The organism is Enterobacter sp. PL1 (assembly GCF_945957325.1).
Lineage (GTDB): Bacteria > Pseudomonadota > Gammaproteobacteria > Enterobacterales > Enterobacteriaceae > Enterobacter > Enterobacter roggenkampii.
Map to the genome: position 1 here is coordinate 159,381 of NZ_CAMFKT010000008.1, position 18,437 is coordinate 177,817.

Here is an 18,437-nt window from a genome sequence, read left to right on the forward strand (position 1 = left end):
AAAATCGTGAAAACACTCGAACACACCATCGGCAATACCCCTCTGGTCAAACTTCAGCGCATGGGGCCGGATAACGGCAGCGAAATCTGGGTCAAACTCGAAGGCAATAACCCGGCGGGGTCGGTGAAAGACCGGGCCGCACTGTCGATGATCGTCCAGGCCGAAAAGCGCGGCGAGATTAAGCCGGGCGACGTGCTGATCGAAGCCACCAGCGGCAACACCGGTATCGCCCTGGCGATGATTGCGGCGCTGAAAGGCTACCGCATGAAGCTGCTGATGCCGGACAACATGAGTCAGGAGCGTCGCGCCGCGATGCGTGCCTACGGAGCCGAGCTGATTCTGGTGACCAAAGAGCAGGGGATGGAAGGCGCGCGCGACCTGGCGTTAGAAATGGCCGAGCGCGGCGAAGGTAAACTGCTCGATCAGTTTAACAACCCGGACAACCCTTACGCGCACTACACCACCACCGGCCCGGAAATCTGGCAGCAAACCGACGGGCGCATTACCCATTTTGTCTCCAGCATGGGCACCACGGGAACCATTACCGGCGTATCCCGTTTTCTGCGCGAGCAGGCGAAAACCGTCACCATCGTTGGCCTGCAGCCGGAAGAGGGGAGCAGCATTCCGGGCATTCGCCGCTGGCCGGCGGAGTATATGCCCGGCATCTTTAATGCGCAGCTTGTGGACCAGGTGCTGGATCTTCACCAGCGCGAGGCGGAAAATACCATGCGTGATCTGGCCGTGCGAGAAGGTATCTTCTGCGGCGTCAGCTCGGGCGGCGCGGTAGCGGGTGCGATTCGGGTAGCGCAGGCAAACCCGGGTGCGGTAGTGGTGGCGATTATTTGCGATCGCGGCGATCGCTATCTCTCTACCGGCGTCTTTGGTGAAGAGAGTTATTCGCAGGGGGCGGGGATTTAAGCGTCATGGAGATGATTCTATTCCGGGATAATACCCGGGCGCAGCAAACCGATATTGTCGCGGTGCAGTCGCAGGTGGTGTACGGCAGCGTGGGGAACAGCATTGCGGTACCGAATATTCGTACCCACAGGCTGAACGTCACCGCCGTACCGACGGTACTGTTCAGCAACACGCCACACTATGACACCTTCTACGGCGGCGTGATCCCCGACGAGTGGTTCAGCGGCTACCTGAAGGCGCTGGAAGAGCGCGAAATCCTGCGCGAGCTTAAGGCGGTCACCACCGGCTATATGGGCAGTGCCAGCCAGATCGTCCTGCTGGCACAGTGGTTGAAGGCGGTCAAAGCGCAGCATCCTGACCTGCTGGTGCTGGTCGATCCGGTTATCGGCGATATTGACAGCGGGATGTACGTGAAGCCTGAGCTCCCCGAAGCGTATCGGGAGCACCTGCTGCCGCTGGCGCAGGGGATCACGCCCAATGTCTACGAGCTGGAAGTGTTAAGCGGCAAACCATGCCGTACACCTGAAAGCGCCATCGCGGCAGCACAGGGACTGCTCTCCGACAGCCTGAAATGGGTGGCGATCACCAGTGCGCCGGTTGCCGACGATCCGCAAAACATCCACGTGGTGCTGGTCTCACGCGAGGGCGTCACCGTCAGCGCACATCCGCGCGTAGAGACCGATCTGAAGGGAACGGGCGATCTGTTCTGTTCAGAGCTGGTAAGCGGCATTGTAGAGGGGAAAACCGTTGCCGATGCCATTCGCATGGCCGGCGATCGGGTGACTGACGTCATGCTGTATACCCAGTCGAAAGGCTACGACGAGCTTATCCTCCCGGCATAAACAAAAATGGCGCCCGAAGGCGCCATTTTTCTGTGCGGCAAGAATTACTTCTTGATGCGGATAACCGGGGTTTCACCCACGGTGACGCTGCCAGACAGTTTGATCAGTTCTTTGATTTCGTCCATGTTGGAGATAACAACCGGCGTCAGGGTAGACTTGGCTTTTTCTTCCAGCAGTGGCAGATCGAATTCAATCACCGGGTCGCCAACTTTCACACGCTGGCCTTCTTCCGCGATACGTTTGAAGCCTTCGCCTTTCAGTTCAACGGTGTCGATACCGAAGTGAACGAACAGTTCGATACCGCTATCAGATTCGATAGAGAACGCATGGTTGGTTTCAAAAATTTTACCGATGGTGCCGTCAACTGGAGCAACCATTTTGTTGCCAGTTGGTTTGATAGCAATGCCATCACCAACGATTTTCTCAGCAAACACTACATCCGGCACGTCTTCGATGTTGACGATCTCGCCGGAGAGCGGAGCAACAATCTCAATAGTTCCGGAGTCTTTCTTATCATCAGAAACCAGAGATTTCAGTTTATCGAACAAACCCATGATCTTCTCCTAAGCAGTAATTTGGGCCGCATCTCGTGGATTAGCAGATTGTTTTTTCTTCAATGAACTTGTTAACCAGCGTCATTAACTCGTCCGTTGTCGGTTGAGCAAGAGCCTGCTCTGCTAACACCTTCGCATCTTCGAAGTTCGTGTTACGGATAATCTTCTTAATGCGCGGGATGGAAATGGCGCTCATAGAGAATTCGTCCAGACCCATACCCAGCAACAGAAGTGTAGCACGTTCGTCGCCTGCAAGCTCACCACACATGCCAGTCCATTTACCTTCTGCATGAGAAGCATCAATAACTTGCTTGATCAAGTTCAGTACGGACGGTGACATTGGCTGGTAGAGATGTGAAATCATATCATTACCACGGTCAACTGCCAGGGTGTACTGCGTTAAATCATTGGTGCCGATACTAAAGAAATCAACTTCTTTGGCTAAATGACGCGCAATGGTCGCCGCCGCAGGTGTTTCCACCATCACGCCGATCTCGATTGACTCGTCAAATGCTTTACCTTCGTCGCGCAGTTCCTGCTTGTAGATTTCGATCTCTTTCTTCAGTGCACGCACTTCTTCAACAGAGATGATCATCGGGAACATGATGCGCAGCTTACCGAAAGCGGACGCACGCAGGATTGCGCGAACCTGGTCACGCAGGATCTCTTTACGATCCATCGCAATACGCACGGCACGCCAGCCCAGGAACGGGTTCTCTTCTTTCGGGAAGTTCATGTACGGCAGCTCTTTGTCGCCACCGATGTCCATGGTACGGACGATAACCGCCTGAGAGCCACAGGCTTCAGCAACGGCTTTATACGCAGCAAACTGCTCTTCTTCCGTTGGCAGCGCGTCGCGGTCCATGAACAGGAATTCTGTACGATAGAGACCAACGCCTTCCGCACCGTTGCGCTCAGCGCCATCAACGTCGCGGACGGTACCGATGTTTGCGCACACTTCTACCTGATGGCCGTCCAGAGTGATGGCTGGCAGGTCTTTCAGCTTAGCGAGTTCCGCTTTTTCAGTCGCAACCTGCTCCTGAACCGCGCGCAGTTTTTCGATCTCTTCGTTAGTTGGGTTGACGTAAACCAGATTGTTTACGGCATCCAGAATCAGATAATCGCCGTTTTTCACCTGAGAGGTGACGCTTCCGGTACCCACGATGGCAGGCAGTTCCAGAGAACGCGCCATGATAGAGGTGTGGGAGGTACGGCCGCCCGCATCGGTGATGAAACCGAGGACCTTTTTCAGGTTCAGCTGTGCGGTTTCAGATGGGGTGAGGTCAGCGGCAACCAGGATCACTTCATCCTGAATCGCGCTCAGGTCGATAATGGCCAGACCCAGGATGTTGCGCAGCAGGCGCTTACCGATGTCACGTACGTCAGCCGCACGCTCTTTCAGGTATTCATCATCCAGTTCTTCCAGGGCAGTTGCCTGACCTTCGATAACTTCATGCGCAGCCGCGTCGGCCGTCATGCCTTTATCTTTAATCAGGGCTATGATTTCCTGCTCCAGCTCCTCATCTTCGAGCAGCATGATGTGCCCTTCGAAGATGGCTTCTTTTTCTTCACCGAAAGTTTCGCCAGCTTTAGTTTTGATTGCTTCCAGTTGCGCAGATGCCTTGGCACGACCGCTCAGAAAACGTTCAACTTCCTGATCAACCTTGTCGGCAGAAATTTTTTTCCGGTCGATGACGATCTCGTCTTCTTTCAGCAGCAGTGCTTTGCCGAAAGCGATACCCGGGGATGCTAAAATGCCTGAAATCATAACCCTACCTTACTTGTGACTGATATTTAAAAGAACCCGGAAACTTACTCGAGCTCAGCCATCAGTTTTACCAGATGCTCAACTGCTTTCTGCTCGTCTTCACCTTCCGCAGAGATGGTGACTACGGTGCCCTGAGTCAGGCCCAGAGTCTGCAGTTTGAACAGGCTTTTTGCGCTGGCGCTTTTGCCGTTGGAAGTCACAGTGATTTCAGAAGTGAAGCCTTTCGCTTCTTTAACAAACTGAGCAGCAGGGCGGGTGTGCAGACCGTTCGGAGCGGTAATGGTAACTTCTTGCTGGAACATTGTATTTCCCCAACTTATAGGTTTAGTGTTGTGGAACTAAAGTCTAGCCTGGCGACTGAACTTTAGCCTGTATTGTTAGCGCTGACGTTTCGATCGTCATTAAACATTATGCAGCGAAAGCAAGACTTGAACCAAATCATAAAATCGATTCAGCAAGGCTATTTCGTTCGCTGATTAATTTCACGCATCAAAATAATTGCTGGTTTAAATACCAGACCCAACGGGGTGAAGCAATGCCAGGAGGGGCAAAAGTTTGAAGCAGGCCACAAAAAAGCACCTGAAAAGGTGCTTTTTTACGCGTTATTAACATAGTGGCACTACTGTTGCAGCTCTTTTTCAGTGAACAGATCGGCAAACAGTGCGGTGCTCAAGTAACGCTCACCCGAGGAAGGAAGGATAACCACAATATTCTTATTGGTAAAGGCCTCATCTTCCTGAAGTTTAAGCGCTGCCGCAACGGCCGCACCGGAAGAGATACCTGCCAGAATGCCTTCTTCATCCATCAGGCGACGCGCGGTAGAGATGGCTTCTTCGTTCGTGATAGTGACCACTTTATCGATCAGCTTCAGATCCAGGTTGCCCGGAATGAAGCCTGCGCCAATCCCCTGAATTTTGTGCGGGCCGGGTTTGAGCTCTTCCCCCGCCAGGGCCTGGGTGATAACCGGTGAATCAGTCGGCTCAACGGCAACGGTGATCAGCTCTTTTTTACCTTTGGTGCCTTTAATATAGCGTGACACGCCGGTCAGCGTGCCGCCGGTACCTACGCCGGAGATAAAGACGTCAATCTGGCCGTCGGTATCTTCCCAGATTTCCGGGCCGGTAGTCTTCTCGTGAATTTCCGGGTTAGCCGGGTTGCTGAACTGCTGCAGCAGCAGGTATTTCGCCGGATCGCTGGCCACAATCTCTTCGGCTTTCTGAATGGCACCCTTCATGCCCTTCGCGCCTTCGGTCAGCACCAGGTTCGCGCCCAGCGCTTTAAGCAGCTTACGACGCTCGATGCTCATGGTTTCAGGCATGGTCAGCGTCAGCTTGTAGCCGCGCGCGGCAGCAACATAGGCCAGAGCGATCCCGGTATTGCCGCTGGTCGGTTCCACCAGCTCAACGCCCGGCTTCAGTACGCCACGTTTTTCAGCATCCCAAATCATGTTTGCACCGATACGGCATTTTACGCTGAAGCTCGGGTTACGTGATTCGACCTTCGCCAGGATGCGTCCATTACCGATACGGTTCAGTCGAACCAGGGGCGTATGACCGATAGTCAGCGAGTTGTCTTCATAAATCTTACTCATGGCCTGTCCTTAACTGTATGAAATTGGGATACCGACCCAGCATACCTGCTAAGCAGGTAGGGGGAAGTAAGGAATTCGCATATCTATATACTGCAAGGAAATAATGGGGATCAGTATGGAATAAGGGGCGGCATAAGCCACCCCTGCTTTACACATTTTTGCATTATTTCCATAACGCGTGCTTAGCACGGTAGCAGTCGACCCACATGGCGGTCGCGCCGCAAACGGCAACCGGCATGATGAACAGATTCAGGAACGGAATCATGGTGAACAGGCTGGTCAGCGCGCCAAACTGCATATTGGCGATCTTCTGGCTGCCCAGGGCGGTGCGCATCTCTTTAAACGGCACCTTGTGGTTATCGAACGGATAGTCGCAGTACTGGATGGCCAGCATCCAGGCGCTGAACAGGAACCACAGCACCGGTGCCACCGTCTGGCCAATGCCGGGCACAAAATAGAGGATAAGCAGCACAACCGCGCGGGGCAGGTACCAGGCAAACTTCTGCCATTCACGCTTCATAATGCGAGGGAGGTCTTTCATGATCCCCAGGATGCCCGTGTCCGGCGGTGTTGCGCCGGTAAGGCGCGCTTCCAGCTGTTCCGCCAGCAAACCGTTAAACGGCGCGGCTATCCAGTTGGCAATCGTCGAGAAGAAGTAGCCAAATACCAGCAAAACGGAGATCACCGCCACCGGCCAGAGCAGGTAGTTAAGCCACTGCAGCCAGTCCGGCACGTAGCTCATCAGCGATGGGATCCAGCTTTCCAGTTTTGTGAACAGCCACCAGAACGCGCCGCCCATCAGAATAATGTTGATCAACAGCGGCAGAATGACGAAGCGTCGAATACCCGGCAGAGAGACCAGTTTCCAGCCCTGAGAAAAATACCAGACGCCGCTGCGCGGGGGAGAAGAAGATGTTGAAACCATAGCCAGGCTGTACTCCTTTTTACACAACCAGTGGAATTGCCCGCCTATATTATCCACTTACGGACCAATGACCAGTTCGGAAATGTTCGAAAAACCAGCAAAAAGCACGATTTCCTTCATCTTTATGCTGTGAATGCTCTGCACACACTTGCACTTGACGTAAACGGCAAATACTCTTAGTGAGTAAATGTTTGCCGTGGTGGCAAGGTGTTAGAACAACAGAGAATATAATGATGCAGGATTTGCGTCTGATATTAATCATTGTTGGCGCGATCGCCATAATCGCTTTACTGGTACATGGTTTCTGGACCAGCCGTAAAGAGCGTTCCTCGATGTTTCGCGATCGCCCACTGAAGCGCATGAAGTCCAGTCGTGACGACGATGACAGTGAAGATGACATCGATGGAAGCGACGATGACGGCGTGGGTGAAGTTCGTGTTCATCGGGTCAATACTGCGCCCGGCGTAGGCCATGGGGAGCATGAAGCACCTCGTCCTTCGCAGCACCAGTATCAACCGCCGTATGCTTCTGCACAGCCGCGCCAGCCAGCGCCACAGCCTGTGGAAGAACCGGTGCGCCAGCCGCCGCAACAGCGTGTGTATCAGCAGCCTGCTGCGCCACAGCCGGTTCAACAGCAACCCGTGCAGCAGCCTGTGCAACAGCAGCCTGCGCAACCGGTACATCAACCGCAGCAGCCTGTTCATGTTCAACCTGCGCCGCAGCCCGCTCCTGCCCCGCACGTTGAGCCTGAGCCCGTTGTAGAGCCAGAGCCGGTTGTTGAAAAACCGCAGCGTAAAGAAGCGGTGATCATCATGAACGTGGCCGCCCATCACGGCAGCCATCTGAACGGTGACGTACTGCTGAACAGTATTCAACAGGCCGGCTTCAAGTTTGGTGATATGAATATCTTCCATCGTCACCTGAGCCCGGACGGTAGCGGCCCGGCGCTATTTAGCCTGGCCAATATGGTTAACCCTGGCACATTCGACCCAGAAATGACGGGCGATTTCGTGACGCCGGGTGTCACTATCTTTATGCAGGTGCCGTCCTACGGCGACGAACTGCAAAACTTTAAGCTGATGCTGCAATCCGCTCAGCACATCGCTGACGAAGTGGGTGGTGTGGTGCTCGACGATCAGCGTCGCATGATGACCCCGCAGAAGCTGCGCGAGTATCAGGACCGCATCCGCGAAGTTAAGGAAGCCAACGCGTAACCGACGCGTTATCTTCAACTCCTCCTCAACCCCCGCATGTCGGGGGTTTTTTCTCATTGATGGTGTGATATGGACTCAATCGAACAACAACTCACTGAACTGCGAACCACGCTTCGCCATCATGAATATCTCTATCATGTTATGGACGCGCCGGAAGTCCCGGATGCGGAGTATGACCGCCTGATGCGCGAGCTGCGCGAATTAGAAGCGCAGCACCCGGAGCTTATCACACCGGATTCTCCCACCCAGCGCGTCGGCGCTGAGCCGCTGGGCGCTTTCAGCCAGGTGCGTCATGAAGTACCGATGCTGTCGCTGGATAACGTCTTCGATGAAGAGAGCTTTCTCGCGTTTAACAAGCGCGTGCAGGATCGCCTGAAAAGCAGCGACGCTCTCACCTGGTGCTGCGAACTGAAGCTGGATGGCCTGGCGGTCAGTCTTCTCTATGAAAACGGCGTGCTGGTGCGTGCCGCGACGCGTGGCGACGGTACGACGGGCGAAGACATCACCACCAACGTGCGTACCATCCGCGCGATCCCGCTGAAGCTGCAGGGTGACAATATTCCTGCACGTCTGGAAGTGCGCGGCGAGGTGTTTCTGCCCCAGGCGGGCTTCGAGAAAATTAACGAAGAGGCACGTCGCACCGGCGGTAAGGTGTTTGCTAACCCGCGTAACGCGGCGGCGGGCTCGCTGCGCCAGCTTGATCCGCGCATCACCGCGAAGCGACCGCTTACGTTCTTCTGCTACGGCGTCGGTATTCTGGAGGGCGGCGAGCTGCCGGATACCCATCTCGGGCGTCTGCTGCAGTTTAAAGCATGGGGCCTGCCGGTGAGCAACCGCGTTCAGCTCTGCGACTCGCCGGAAGCGGTGCTGGCGTTCTACCACAAGGTGGAAGCGGACCGTCCGACGCTCGGCTTTGATATTGATGGCGTGGTCATCAAGGTGAACTCGCTGGCGCTGCAGGAGCAGCTGGGCTTTGTGGCGCGCGCGCCGCGCTGGGCGGTGGCGTTTAAGTTCCCGGCCCAGGAGCAGATGACCTTCGTCCGCGACGTGGAGTTCCAGGTGGGACGTACGGGGGCCATTACCCCGGTCGCTCGTCTGGAGCCCGTGCAGGTGGCGGGTGTGTTGGTGAGTAATGCCACGCTGCATAACGCCGATGAAATCGACCGCCTGGGTCTGCGTATTGGTGACAAAGTGGTAATTCGCCGCGCGGGGGACGTGATCCCGCAGGTGGTTAACGTCGTTGAGTCAGAGCGTCCTGACGATACGCGCGAAGTTGTCTTCCCGACCCATTGCCCGGTGTGCGGCTCGGACGTTGAGCGCGTAGAAGGTGAAGCGGTGGCGCGCTGTACGGGCGGCTTAATCTGTGGTGCGCAGCGTAAAGAGTCACTGAAGCACTTTGTCTCCCGTCGGGCGATGGACGTCGACGGCATGGGCGACAAGATTATCGACCAGCTGGTTGAGAAAGAGTACGTCCACACGCCAGCGGATCTCTTCAGGCTGACCGCAGGTAAACTAACCGGTCTGGATCGCATGGGGCCAAAATCAGCCCAGAACGTGGTTAACGCCCTAGAAGCGGCTAAAGAGACCACCTTCGCCCGTTTCCTTTATGCGCTCGGCATTCGTGAAGTGGGTGAAGCGACGGCAGCAGGGCTGGCGGCGTACTTTGGTACGCTGGAGGCGCTGGAAAAGGCAAGCATCGAGGAGCTACAGAAAGTCCCGGATGTCGGCATCGTCGTCGCCACGCACGTCTTTAACTTCTTTGCTGAAGAGAGCAACCGCGAGGTCATCGGCCAACTGCTGGCAGAGGGCATCAAATGGCCTGCGCCGGTCGTCGTCAACGCCGAAGAGATCGACAGCCCGTTCGCCGGTAAAACGGTGGTGCTGACCGGCAGCCTGAGCCAGCTATCCCGTGATGATGCAAAGGCACGTCTGGTGGCGCTGGGAGCCAAAGTGGCGGGCAGCGTGTCGAAGAAAACTGATCTGGTGATCGCCGGGGAGGCCGCCGGTTCGAAGCTGGCGAAAGCCCAGGAGCTCGGCATTGAGGTTATCGACGAAGCAGAAATGATGCGTCTGTTAGGAGAGTAACGTGGAGAAAGAGCAGCTCGTTGAGATCGCCAATACGGAGATGCCGTTCGGTAAATACAAGGGCCGCAGGCTGATTGATTTGCCGGAGGAGTATCTGCTGTGGTTTGCCCGTAAGGATGAATTCCCGGCAGGGCGACTGGGCGAGCTGATGGCTATCACGTTACTGATCAAAACCGAGGGGCTGACCCAGCTGGTGCAGCCCCTGAAACGTCCTTAAGCCTTTGCGGCGCGGGTCCCTTCCTGCGCCAGTTTTTCCGTCTGGCGCTTGTAGCGACGCGCCAGCACCGCGCAGACCATCAGCTGGATCTGATGGAAAATCATTAGCGGCAGTACCATCATTCCAATCACCGAGGTCGGGAACAGAATGTTGGCCATCGGGATACCGTTTGCCAGGCTCTTCTTCGAACCGCAGAACACAATCGTAATTTCATCCGCTTTGTTGAAGCCGCACTTGCGTGCCACAAAGACGTTTACTGCAATGACAATTGCCAGCAGGATGAGGCTGACCACCACGATAAAGAGCAGCGAACCAGCGCCCACCTTATGCCAGATCCCGTTCACGACCGCTTCGCTGAAGGCGGAATAGACCACCAGCAGGATCGACGACTGGTCGGTTTTTGAAATCCATTTCTTGTGCTTTGCCACAAATGCGCCCGTCCACGGACGCGAGAGATGCCCCAGCACAAACGGCAGCAGCAGCTGCAAACAGATTTTGCCGACCTGCTCAAGGTTACCTTCCGCGCCGTGCATGTTCATCAGCAGGCCCACCAGCAGCGGCGAGACGAAAATCCCCAGCAGGCTGGATGCCGATGCCGAGCAGACGGCGGCCGCAACGTTCCCTCCCGCCAGAGAGGTAAAGGCAATGGCGGATTGCACGGTAGCCGGCAGAATACAGAGATACAGAAAACCGGTATAGAGCGCCGGGTCGACGTTAACCGGTGCCCACCAGGCAAACAGCACGCCGAGGATCGGGAAGAGAATGAACGTGCTGCACATTACCCAGAGATGCAGCCGCCAGTGGCTCCCCCCTGCGATAATCGCTTCACGGGACAGCTTCGCGCCGTGCATAAAAAACAGCAGTGCGATGGCGGCCGTCGTCAGCCCTTCAAAGAACGGGACGAACCCGCCGCGAGCGGGAAAGAACGAGGCCAGTAAAACGGTAACGACCAGGGTGAGCGTAAACGGATCAACAATACGAAATAGTTTCATAATGACTCCTGAAAACAGATGTCGCTATTGTGCTTTTTTCCTTTTGAGAAATAAAATTGATTTATTGCATCCATTCATGAATTAAACAGATGAATTATTCCTTACGCCAGCTCCGCATTTTCGTTACCGTCGCCAATGCCCGCAGCTTTAGCCGGGCAGGGGAGATGATTGGCCTGAGCCAGTCGGCGGTCAGCCACAGCGTGAAAGAACTGGAAAATCAGACCGGCGTCCGGTTGCTTGACCGCACCACGCGCGAAGTGGTGTTGACCGAAGCCGGGCAGCAGCTTGCTCTGCGCCTTGAACGGCTGCTGGATGAGCTGAACAGCACGCTCAGAGACGTGGGGAGGCTGGGGCAGCAGCTTTCGGGTACCGTGCGGGTCGCGGCCAGCCAGACGATATCTGCACACCTTATCCCGCAGTGTATTGCCGAGGGGAACCATCGCTACCCGGACATTGACTTTGTCCTGCATGACCGGCCACAGCAGTGGGTACTGGAGAGCATCCGCCAGGGGGATGTCGATTTTGGTATTGTTATCGATCCCGGCCAGGTGAGCGATCTGGAGTGCGAAAGCGTACTTTCGGAGCCCTTTTTGCTGCTCTGCCGTGACGACGATCCGCTGGCAGCGTTGCCTGACGTCAGGTGGCAGTCACTGCAGGGCGCAAACCTGGTTTTACAAGATTATGCCTCGGGCAGCCGCCCGCTGATTGATTCCGCACTGATGAATCAGGGGGTAAAGGCAGCGATCGTGCAGGAGATTGGCCACCCGGCAACGCTGTTTCCCATGGTGGAAGCCGGGATCGGCATCAGCGTGTTGCCCGCCCTGGCGCTTCCCCTGCCTCAGGGAAGTCGACTGGCCGTGAAGCGGTTGACGCCCGTTGTCGAACGAAAGCTAATGCTGGTGCGGCGAAAAAATCGTTCACTCTCGGGGGCGGCGCAGGCTATCTGGGAAGTGGTGCGTATCCAGGCACAGCGATTGACCGAGGCCCGCATACGCGATCCACTGTTTAACGCTTCAGAAGATTAGATGTAGATATCAATCTGATTATTGTCTGTTGGGCTATTCACACCTTCCACTTTGCCCAATTTTTGATCCTGCTTTTTCTGGGCCTCTTCGGCCTGCTGGCGCTGCAGTGCGGCGAGCTGCGCCTGAAGCACTTTGATCTGGGTCTGAATCAGTTCCTGCTGCTTTTTCTTATCTTCCGTGCTGCCGGGACTGTTCGCCAGCTCGTTTAACTGCTGAGTCAGCTTTTGGATTTTGTCGAGAATGCGGGTGATTTGCGCAGAGATATCGTTACCGCCAGAAGCCCCATTCCCGCCACTGCTGGTTTGAATAGATTGGGTTGATGCCTGAATGGTCGTCATACTTTTTCCTCGCGTTATAAAACAGAGGTATCGGCACCGACGGGATTAGCTTGAGGAAAATGCGGCAGGTTCACATTTTTTATATCGCAGATAGCAAAAAAGCGCCTTTAGGGCGCTTTTTTACATTGGTGGGTCGTGCAGGATGACTCGCTTCGCTCGCCCTTCGGGCCGTCGCCGTAAACGGCTCCGGTGCCTCACTGCGTTCGGCTCGAACCTGCTGCAGGTTCGAATCATCCAGATCGCAGATAGCAAAAAAGCGCCTTTAGGGCGCTTTTTTACATTGGTGGGTCGTGCAGGATTCGAACCTGCGACCAATTGATTAAAAGTCAACTGCTCTACCAACTGAGCTAACGACCCGAAATGGTGGGCGATGACGGGCTCGAACCGCCGACCCCCTCCGTGTAAAGGAGATGCTCTACCAACTGAGCTAATCGCCCATTTCGGAACTGCTGCGATAAGATGAGAATGGTGGGCGATGACGGGCTCGAACCGCCGACCCCCTCCGTGTAAAGGAGATGCTCTACCAACTGAGCTAATCGCCCAATCTCAATGCTTATCTACACTGCGAGTCTACCGAAGTAGATGGTGGGTGATGACGGGCTCGAACCGCCGACCCCCTCCGTGTAAAGGAGATGCTCTACCAACTGAGCTAATCACCCCCGCTGTGTGGAGTCGCATTATAGGGAGAGTTGAAAATGAGTCAACGCATTTTCTAAAGTTTTTATTCGTTCGTCGTAAAATTAAGCAAAACGATCGCGAAACGGGCAGTGGCGCATGATTTCTAAACAAAAATCGCAAACTCGGGCCCGATTCAGCGAACAACATTGAGGAATCGCCGCACAGTGATAGAATATTGCCCATTGTTTTTTCCCCAGGATTTGCCGATTGCCGGCATCTTTATAACGTAAGGCCATTTCATGAAAATCAAAACTCGCTTCGCGCCGAGCCCGACAGGCTATCTGCACGTCGGTGGTGCACGTACCGCTCTCTATTCCTGGCTTTTCGCACGCCACAACAAAGGTGAGTTCGTGCTGCGTATTGAAGACACCGATCTTGAGCGCTCCACGCCAGAAGCAATTGAAGCCATTATGGATGGGATGAACTGGCTGAACCTGGAATGGGATGAAGGTCCCTACTTCCAGACCAAACGCTTTGACCGCTATAACGCCGTCATTGATGAGATGCTGGTCGCGGGCACGGCGTATAAGTGCTACTGCTCCAAAGAGCGTCTGGATGCGCTGCGTGAAGAGCAGATGGCGAACGGTGAAAAGCCGCGTTATGACGGCCGCTGCCGCCACGACCACAGCGAGCATGCTGCAGATGAGCCTTGCGTTGTGCGTTTTGCTAACCCGCAAGAGGGGTCTGTGATCTTTGACGATCAGATCCGTGGCCCGATCGAATTCAGCAACCAGGAGCTCGACGATCTGATCATCCGTCGTACCGATGGTTCTCCAACCTACAACTTCTGCGTGGTGGTGGACGACTGGGATATGGAAATTACCCACGTTGTGCGCGGTGAAGACCATATCAACAACACGCCACGTCAGATCAACATCCTGAAGGCGCTGAACGCCCCTGTGCCTGTCTATGCCCACGTCTCCATGATCAACGGCGACGACGGGAAAAAGCTGTCTAAACGTCACGGTGCGGTGAGCGTGATGCAGTATCGCGACGACGGCTATCTGCCAGAAGCGCTGCTGAACTATCTGGTGCGTCTGGGCTGGGCTCACGGTGACCAGGAGATCTTCAGCCGCGAAGAGATGATCGAACTGTTCTCTCTGAGCTCTGTCAGCAAATCCGCCAGCGCGTTCAACACCGACAAGCTCCTGTGGCTGAACCATCACTACATCAATACCATGCCGCCAGAATATGTGGCGACGTATCTGCAGTGGCACATTGAGCAGGCAAATATTGATACCCGCACAGGCCCTGAGCTGGCGGATCTGGTGAAACTGCTCGGCGAGCGCTGCAAAACGCTGAAAGAGATTGCTGAAAGCTGCCGCTACTTCTATGAAGAGTTTGATGCGTTTGATGCGGACGCCGCGAAGAAACACCTTCGCCCGGTTGCGCGTCAGCCGCTGGAAGTGGTGCGTGACAAGCTGGCTGCCATTACCGAGTGGACCGCAGAGAATGTGCATCACGCCATTCAGGCGACGGCGGACGAGCTGGAAGTCGGCATGGGTAAAGTCGGTATGCCACTGCGCGTTGCGGTGACCGGTGCGGGTCAGTCTCCGGCGCTGGACGTAACGGTTCATGCTATCGGCAAATCACGCAGCGTAGCGCGCATTAACAAGGCTCTGGACTTTATCGCTGAACGAGAAAATCAGCAGTAATAACGTCTCAGATAAAACAAACGGCAGGGGAACCTGCCGTTTTTTTATGCTTCTTCTTCTGCAATACCCAGACGCTTAAGAAAGCCGTGAATGCCTTCGCGCTTCAGGAAGGTGTCCAGACGCTTCTGCTCTGCTGCAGTCATATTCTCCAGCGTCTCAATTATGCCCGGAAACAGGTTTGCAGAGGGGGCATTGTAGGCGGAGGTGGCCTCCGCGAGATGATAAACCGCCTGACGGTTGCGAATCGCCGGGAGACTCATAATGTGTTCCTTCACGCGCGCATCGATATGAATGAGCCGCGCGCGGCCGCCTTTCACGCCGTTGAGTCCTTCTGTTTTCCAGCCCTGCTGGCGAATCCAGCGATTAACCGTTTGCCTGGCAACGCCCAAACTCTCCGCCAGCTCTTCCGTGCTCATTTTGCTCCGTAATTTTTTCATATCAGTCCCGATCGCGAATCCCTAAACGTTGCAACAATCCGGTGATCCCTTCCCGCAGTAACAGCGATGTCATCTGTTTCTGCTCTTCCGGTGTCATTTCATCAGCCAGCGTCAGGAGTAGGGTGTGAAGCGAACTGTTATGGCTGGTACCTTCTGCCATATCGGACGTTTCGCTTGCCCGACGTGCGCTGCGGATAAAGTCGCGGACTTTTTCGTTCACATGTACCAGTCGCGCTTTCCCGCCCTGAACGCCAGGTTTTGGTGACGTAATCCAACCCTCTTTGCGTACCCATTTATTGATGGTCTGTCGGCTATAGCCAGTGAGCAGGGCTAACTCTTCTGGCGTCATTCGTTCCTTGATCATGCAATTTCCTGAATATCAGTGGGGTTAATTAACGGCTCATTTTATAGCACCGTTTTACATGAAAACGTGACAGGCTTAACTCCTGATTACGAGCACGCTCGCAAAGTGATTCATTTGCATGATTTTTCGGCGATCGAACGGCGGTCATTGATTTTGCCGTTGACACTCCGCAGCGGAATTCATATTATGCCGCCCGTCAACATGACAGCTTTACGATGGGGCTATAGCTCAGCTGGGAGAGCGCTTGCATGGCATGCAAGAGGTCAGCGGTTCGATCCCGCTTAGCTCCACCAAACTCTGAACCCAACAGAGTGCGGTCAGTAAAGTCACATGTGGGGCTATAGCTCAGCTGGGAGAGCGCTTGCATGGCATGCAAGAGGTCAGCGGTTCGATCCCGCTTAGCTCCACCAAAATTGTAAACCCTCGTCAAATGACGAGGGTTTTTTTTATCTGTTTGTAACGCCCGCCACTGGTTTTTGTTATCAAAAATAAGGTATTCCCATACCTCACCTCAATCGAAATCAATAAACGTGTCTATAAATAGACTTGAACTTGATTCGTGCAATTAATAAACCTATTATCCATCCGGTCAATGATTCAGACGGATAATATACTCATCAGCTTAATGAATAGAAAAACGTACAATAATGTAAAGATATTTATAATTGCCCTGACACTTTGTCTGATTGCGGTACCTGTCTCCCGTTATCTCTCTCCACGCGCAATTGTTAATGGTCATGACGTTTATTTAGCATGGCTGCCGCTCAGCGTGATGCTGGCGGTAATTCTGCTATTTGGGCGCAGGGCTATTCTTCCCATTTTGTTAGGTTTTACTGTCACTAATTTATTCTATATTAATTTAGCACCGCTACAATATTCAGTTTTGCTGTTCTGTCAGACCTTTGCGTTGTTCGCGGCCTGCGGTCTGCTACGCCTCATGCTGGGCAAGCGCTGGCGCCACTCCATCCCTAACAAGCACATCGGGCTACGTATATTCTGGCTCGGTTTTATTGTGCCATTTGGTATTAAGCTGTCGATGTATATGGCAGGCTATTTGTTTGATTTTCCGGTGACTATCTCAACCTATTTCGGCGAAGGAACGGTAATTTATAATGTTGTGGATATTCAAAGCCTGATATGCGCGGGGCTGATTTTTACCATGATGTTCTATTACCCATTAAGAATGATAATTAATCCTCGTTATGCCGTCACCTTCTGGCGGCGAAGCGTGAAGCCCGTGTTTTATCACAAGAATCCATTATATATTTTTGTCTGGCTGATGCTTTTAGGCACCATTCTCATCATTTTATGTGGTCCTTTTGAATCACCGGTCATTGCGGGCTATTTGATGCCGCTGATTTTTATTCTTTTTACCCTGGCAATAAGCCGCCTGACCTATGCGTTGATTTCTCTGCTGTGGGCCACCTCAGCGCTCCTGCTGTTGACCTACAACTACAACTTCCTGAACGGGGTCGAGTCGGGCCATTCACTCTCCTTTATCCTCTCCGTGCTGATCTCTTTCGCTATCTGCTTGCTTTACATGTCGCGCATTTACCAGCGCAGCGAGTGGCTGAAGCGGGGCTGGCAGGGCAGGGCGCTTACCGATCCCCTTACCGGTTTGCCCAATATTCGTGCGCTGGAAGATTATCTTGAGATTCACCCGGATGCCAAAGTGTGCATTCTGCGTATGGATAACCTGGAGTTTTTGAGCCGCCACTACGGGATTATCATGCGGGTCCACTGCAAACGTACGATCGCCACGTCGCTACAGCCACTTTTGCAGAAAGATGAGACGCTCTTCCAGCTTCCGGGAAGCGAACTGGTGCTGGTATTACTGGGGCCGGGAACCGCCGAGCGTCTCCAGCATATGGTCGATCGGCTGAACAGCCGTAAGATTTTCTGGAACAACACCGGGCTGGATATTGAATTTGGCGCATCCTGGGGAATGGTCGAAAACGGCGAAAAGCTGCATCACACGCTGGGACAGCTGAGCTGGCTGGCAGAGCAGGCCTGCGGAGAGCAAAACGTTCTCGCGCTCACGAATAGCCTTGAGGCGGCATCAGGACAAACGACAGAGCGTGTCCTGATGCTGGCGCGGATTAAGCATGCCCTTGAGGCGGGGCAGTTCCATTTATACGCGCAACCGATCCAGAAGGCGGACGGGAGCGGGTATTACGAAATCCTGGCGCGTATGGAGAGCGAGGGCGAGATCTTCACCCCTGACCGCTTTATTCCGCTGATTGCCCAGTTCAACCTCAGCCATCGGTTTGATATGTGCATTATGGAGAAATTACTGCTGTGGCTGCGCGATCACCCTTCAACACAGGCTGGCACCCGTTTCTCCGTCAATCTGATGCCGCTCACGCTGATGCAAAAAGAGGTGGCGACCGAGATTTGCGCGCTGTTTGAACGGTACGGCGTGGCACCTCAGGCCGTCGTGATTGAGATCACCGAGGAGCAGGCTTTTTCAAATTCAGGCACAAGTATCAACAATATTCAGCAGCTGCGGGATTACGGTTTCCGAATTGCCATAGATGATTTTGGTACTGGCTACGCCAACTACGAGCGCCTCAGACGCCTGCAGGCGGACATCATTAAAATTGACGGCTGCTTTGTGAAAGACATTTGTACAGACGACATGGATGCAATGATCGTCCAGTCGATGTGTAATCTGGCGAAGGCGAAATCGCTGTGCGTCGTCGCGGAATACGTCGAAACGCCGGCCCAGCGGGAGATGCTGCTTCGCTTTGGTGTGGATTACCTGCAGGGATACCTGATAGGCAAACCCAAACCGCTGGAAGAATTGCGGGCATAAAAAAACCGGGAGCCAGGCT

The 18,437-nt window shown here is 54.3% G+C and carries 17 protein-coding genes, 6 tRNA genes and 1 other RNA gene; 10 read left to right on the top strand and 14 right to left on the bottom strand.

Annotation, left to right across the window (positions count from 1 at the left end; all coding sequences use genetic code 11):
* Positions 1 to 6: 6 nt before the first annotated feature.
* Complete coding sequence (gene cysM / locus N6P30_RS09795; protein ID WP_023294247.1) at positions 7 to 918, top strand: cysteine synthase CysM; 912 nt, start codon at positions 7 to 9, stop codon at positions 916 to 918.
* A 5-nt stretch (positions 919 to 923) separates the two neighbouring features.
* Complete coding sequence (pdxK, locus tag N6P30_RS09800; RefSeq protein WP_023294246.1) at positions 924 to 1,760, top strand: pyridoxine/pyridoxal/pyridoxamine kinase; 837 nt, start codon at positions 924 to 926, stop codon at positions 1,758 to 1,760.
* A 44-nt stretch (positions 1,761 to 1,804) separates the two neighbouring features.
* On the opposite strand, the gene crr is transcribed toward pdxK, so the two are convergent.
* The 5 genes from crr to cysZ all read right to left on the bottom strand — a co-directional run bounded on the left by crr (position 1,805) and on the right by cysZ (position 6,598).
* Positions 1,805 to 2,314 (bottom strand): PTS glucose transporter subunit IIA, encoded by a 510-nt coding sequence (gene crr / locus N6P30_RS09805; protein WP_003861316.1) that lies wholly within the window; start codon positions 2,312 to 2,314, stop codon positions 1,805 to 1,807.
* A 40-nt stretch (positions 2,315 to 2,354) separates the two neighbouring features.
* Positions 2,355 to 4,082, bottom strand: a complete 1,728-nt coding sequence (ptsI, locus tag N6P30_RS09810; protein WP_008501604.1) for a phosphoenolpyruvate-protein phosphotransferase PtsI — start codon at positions 4,080 to 4,082, stop codon at positions 2,355 to 2,357.
* 44 nt (positions 4,083 to 4,126) lie between these two features.
* A complete protein-coding gene (gene ptsH / locus N6P30_RS09815; RefSeq protein WP_000487600.1) occupies positions 4,127 to 4,384 on the bottom strand; it encodes a phosphocarrier protein Hpr in 258 nt (85 codons plus the stop codon).
* 317 nt (positions 4,385 to 4,701) lie between these two features.
* Entirely contained in the window at positions 4,702 to 5,673 is a 972-nt protein-coding gene (gene cysK, locus N6P30_RS09820; protein WP_023294245.1) for a cysteine synthase A, read from the bottom strand.
* Positions 5,674 to 5,836: 163 nt separating this feature from the next.
* Positions 5,837 to 6,598: a sulfate transporter CysZ gene (gene cysZ / locus N6P30_RS09825; RefSeq protein WP_023294244.1), complete on the bottom strand. Its 762-nt coding sequence runs from the start codon at positions 6,596 to 6,598 to the stop codon at positions 5,837 to 5,839.
* A 230-nt stretch (positions 6,599 to 6,828) separates the two neighbouring features.
* On the opposite strand from cysZ, the gene zipA reads away from it, so the two are divergent.
* From zipA to N6P30_RS09840, 3 genes are all read left to right on the top strand, one after another.
* Entirely contained in the window at positions 6,829 to 7,812 is a 984-nt protein-coding gene (zipA, locus tag N6P30_RS09830; protein ID WP_023294243.1) for a cell division protein ZipA, read from the top strand.
* Positions 7,813 to 7,881: 69 nt separating this feature from the next.
* Complete coding sequence (ligA, locus tag N6P30_RS09835; protein ID WP_032663110.1) at positions 7,882 to 9,897, top strand: NAD-dependent DNA ligase LigA; 2,016 nt, start codon at positions 7,882 to 7,884, stop codon at positions 9,895 to 9,897.
* 1 nt (position 9,898) lies between these two features.
* Entirely contained in the window at positions 9,899 to 10,114 is a 216-nt protein-coding gene (locus N6P30_RS09840) for a DUF3820 family protein (protein ID WP_003861328.1), read from the top strand.
* Here the strand turns inward: N6P30_RS09840 and N6P30_RS09845 are convergent.
* Positions 10,111 to 11,106 (bottom strand): bile acid:sodium symporter family protein, encoded by a 996-nt coding sequence (locus N6P30_RS09845; RefSeq protein WP_008501598.1) that lies wholly within the window; start codon positions 11,104 to 11,106, stop codon positions 10,111 to 10,113. The two genes, N6P30_RS09840 and N6P30_RS09845, sit on opposite strands and share 4 nt — an antisense overlap.
* Before the next feature lie 89 nt (positions 11,107 to 11,195).
* Between N6P30_RS09845 and N6P30_RS09850 the strand changes: the two genes are divergently transcribed.
* Positions 11,196 to 12,131: a LysR family transcriptional regulator gene (locus tag N6P30_RS09850; protein ID WP_023294241.1), complete on the top strand. Its 936-nt coding sequence runs from the start codon at positions 11,196 to 11,198 to the stop codon at positions 12,129 to 12,131.
* On the opposite strand, the gene N6P30_RS09855 is transcribed toward N6P30_RS09850, so the two are convergent.
* The 6 genes from N6P30_RS09855 to N6P30_RS09880 form a co-directional block, all read right to left on the bottom strand.
* A complete protein-coding gene (locus tag N6P30_RS09855) occupies positions 12,128 to 12,469 on the bottom strand; it encodes a FlxA-like family protein (RefSeq protein WP_023294240.1) in 342 nt (113 codons plus the stop codon). The genes N6P30_RS09850 and N6P30_RS09855 overlap by 4 nt on opposite strands.
* Positions 12,470 to 12,595: 126 nt before the next feature.
* Positions 12,596 to 12,724: non-coding RNA, RtT sRNA (locus N6P30_RS09860), on the bottom strand.
* Positions 12,725 to 12,750: 26 nt separating this feature from the next.
* Positions 12,751 to 12,826 (bottom strand) — tRNA-Lys (locus tag N6P30_RS09865).
* Positions 12,827 to 12,830: 4 nt separating this feature from the next.
* Positions 12,831 to 12,906, bottom strand: a tRNA-Val gene (locus tag N6P30_RS09870).
* 29 nt (positions 12,907 to 12,935) lie between these two features.
* A tRNA-Val gene (locus N6P30_RS09875) sits at positions 12,936 to 13,011 on the bottom strand.
* 41 nt (positions 13,012 to 13,052) lie between these two features.
* Positions 13,053 to 13,128 (bottom strand) — tRNA-Val (locus tag N6P30_RS09880).
* A gap of 258 nt (positions 13,129 to 13,386) precedes the next feature.
* Here N6P30_RS09880 and gltX point away from each other — a divergent pair.
* A complete protein-coding gene (gene gltX / locus N6P30_RS09885; protein WP_023294239.1) occupies positions 13,387 to 14,802 on the top strand; it encodes a glutamate--tRNA ligase in 1,416 nt (471 codons plus the stop codon).
* A 44-nt stretch (positions 14,803 to 14,846) separates the two neighbouring features.
* Here the strand turns inward: gltX and N6P30_RS09890 are convergent, their stop codons facing one another.
* Both N6P30_RS09890 and N6P30_RS09895 read right to left on the bottom strand, forming a co-directional pair.
* Positions 14,847 to 15,239 (bottom strand): YfeC-like transcriptional regulator, encoded by a 393-nt coding sequence (locus tag N6P30_RS09890; protein WP_023294238.1) that lies wholly within the window; start codon positions 15,237 to 15,239, stop codon positions 14,847 to 14,849.
* 1 nt (position 15,240) lies between these two features.
* Positions 15,241 to 15,603: a YfeC-like transcriptional regulator gene (locus N6P30_RS09895; protein ID WP_008501593.1), complete on the bottom strand. Its 363-nt coding sequence runs from the start codon at positions 15,601 to 15,603 to the stop codon at positions 15,241 to 15,243.
* A gap of 217 nt (positions 15,604 to 15,820) precedes the next feature.
* Between N6P30_RS09895 and N6P30_RS09900 the strand changes: the two genes are divergently transcribed.
* The 3 genes from N6P30_RS09900 (at position 15,821) to N6P30_RS09910 (ending at position 18,418) form a co-directional block, all read left to right on the top strand.
* A tRNA-Ala gene (locus tag N6P30_RS09900) sits at positions 15,821 to 15,896 on the top strand.
* Between the two features lie 41 nt (positions 15,897 to 15,937).
* Positions 15,938 to 16,013, top strand: a tRNA-Ala gene (locus tag N6P30_RS09905).
* Between the two features lie 215 nt (positions 16,014 to 16,228).
* Positions 16,229 to 18,418 (top strand): EAL domain-containing protein, encoded by a 2,190-nt coding sequence (locus N6P30_RS09910; RefSeq protein WP_032677021.1) that lies wholly within the window; start codon positions 16,229 to 16,231, stop codon positions 18,416 to 18,418.
* Positions 18,419 to 18,437: the final 19 nt, after the last annotated feature.

Excerpts from the sequence above, each read along its gene's own strand:
- pdxK (WP_023294246.1), top strand. The coding sequence starts at position 924 with ATGGAGATGATTCTATTCCGGGATAATACCCGGGCGCAGCAAACCGAT.
- crr (WP_003861316.1), bottom strand. The coding sequence starts at position 2,314 with ATGGGTTTGTTCGATAAACTGAAATCTCTGGTTTCTGATGATAAGAAA.
- ptsI (WP_008501604.1), bottom strand. The coding sequence starts at position 4,082 with ATGATTTCAGGCATTTTAGCATCCCCGGGTATCGCTTTCGGCAAAGCA.
- ptsH (WP_000487600.1), bottom strand. The coding sequence starts at position 4,384 with ATGTTCCAGCAAGAAGTTACCATTACCGCTCCGAACGGTCTGCACACC.
- cysK (WP_023294245.1), bottom strand. The coding sequence starts at position 5,673 with ATGAGTAAGATTTATGAAGACAACTCGCTGACTATCGGTCATACGCCC.
- cysZ (WP_023294244.1), bottom strand. The coding sequence starts at position 6,598 with ATGGTTTCAACATCTTCTTCTCCCCCGCGCAGCGGCGTCTGGTATTTT.
- zipA (WP_023294243.1), top strand. The coding sequence starts at position 6,829 with ATGATGCAGGATTTGCGTCTGATATTAATCATTGTTGGCGCGATCGCC.
- ligA (WP_032663110.1), top strand. The coding sequence starts at position 7,882 with ATGGACTCAATCGAACAACAACTCACTGAACTGCGAACCACGCTTCGC.
- N6P30_RS09845 (WP_008501598.1), bottom strand. The coding sequence starts at position 11,106 with ATGAAACTATTTCGTATTGTTGATCCGTTTACGCTCACCCTGGTCGTT.
- N6P30_RS09850 (WP_023294241.1), top strand. The coding sequence starts at position 11,196 with ATGAATTATTCCTTACGCCAGCTCCGCATTTTCGTTACCGTCGCCAAT.
- N6P30_RS09855 (WP_023294240.1), bottom strand. The coding sequence starts at position 12,469 with ATGACGACCATTCAGGCATCAACCCAATCTATTCAAACCAGCAGTGGC.
- gltX (WP_023294239.1), top strand. The coding sequence starts at position 13,387 with ATGAAAATCAAAACTCGCTTCGCGCCGAGCCCGACAGGCTATCTGCAC.
- N6P30_RS09890 (WP_023294238.1), bottom strand. The coding sequence starts at position 15,239 with ATGAAAAAATTACGGAGCAAAATGAGCACGGAAGAGCTGGCGGAGAGT.
- N6P30_RS09895 (WP_008501593.1), bottom strand. The coding sequence starts at position 15,603 with ATGATCAAGGAACGAATGACGCCAGAAGAGTTAGCCCTGCTCACTGGC.
- N6P30_RS09910 (WP_032677021.1), top strand. The coding sequence starts at position 16,229 with ATGAATAGAAAAACGTACAATAATGTAAAGATATTTATAATTGCCCTG.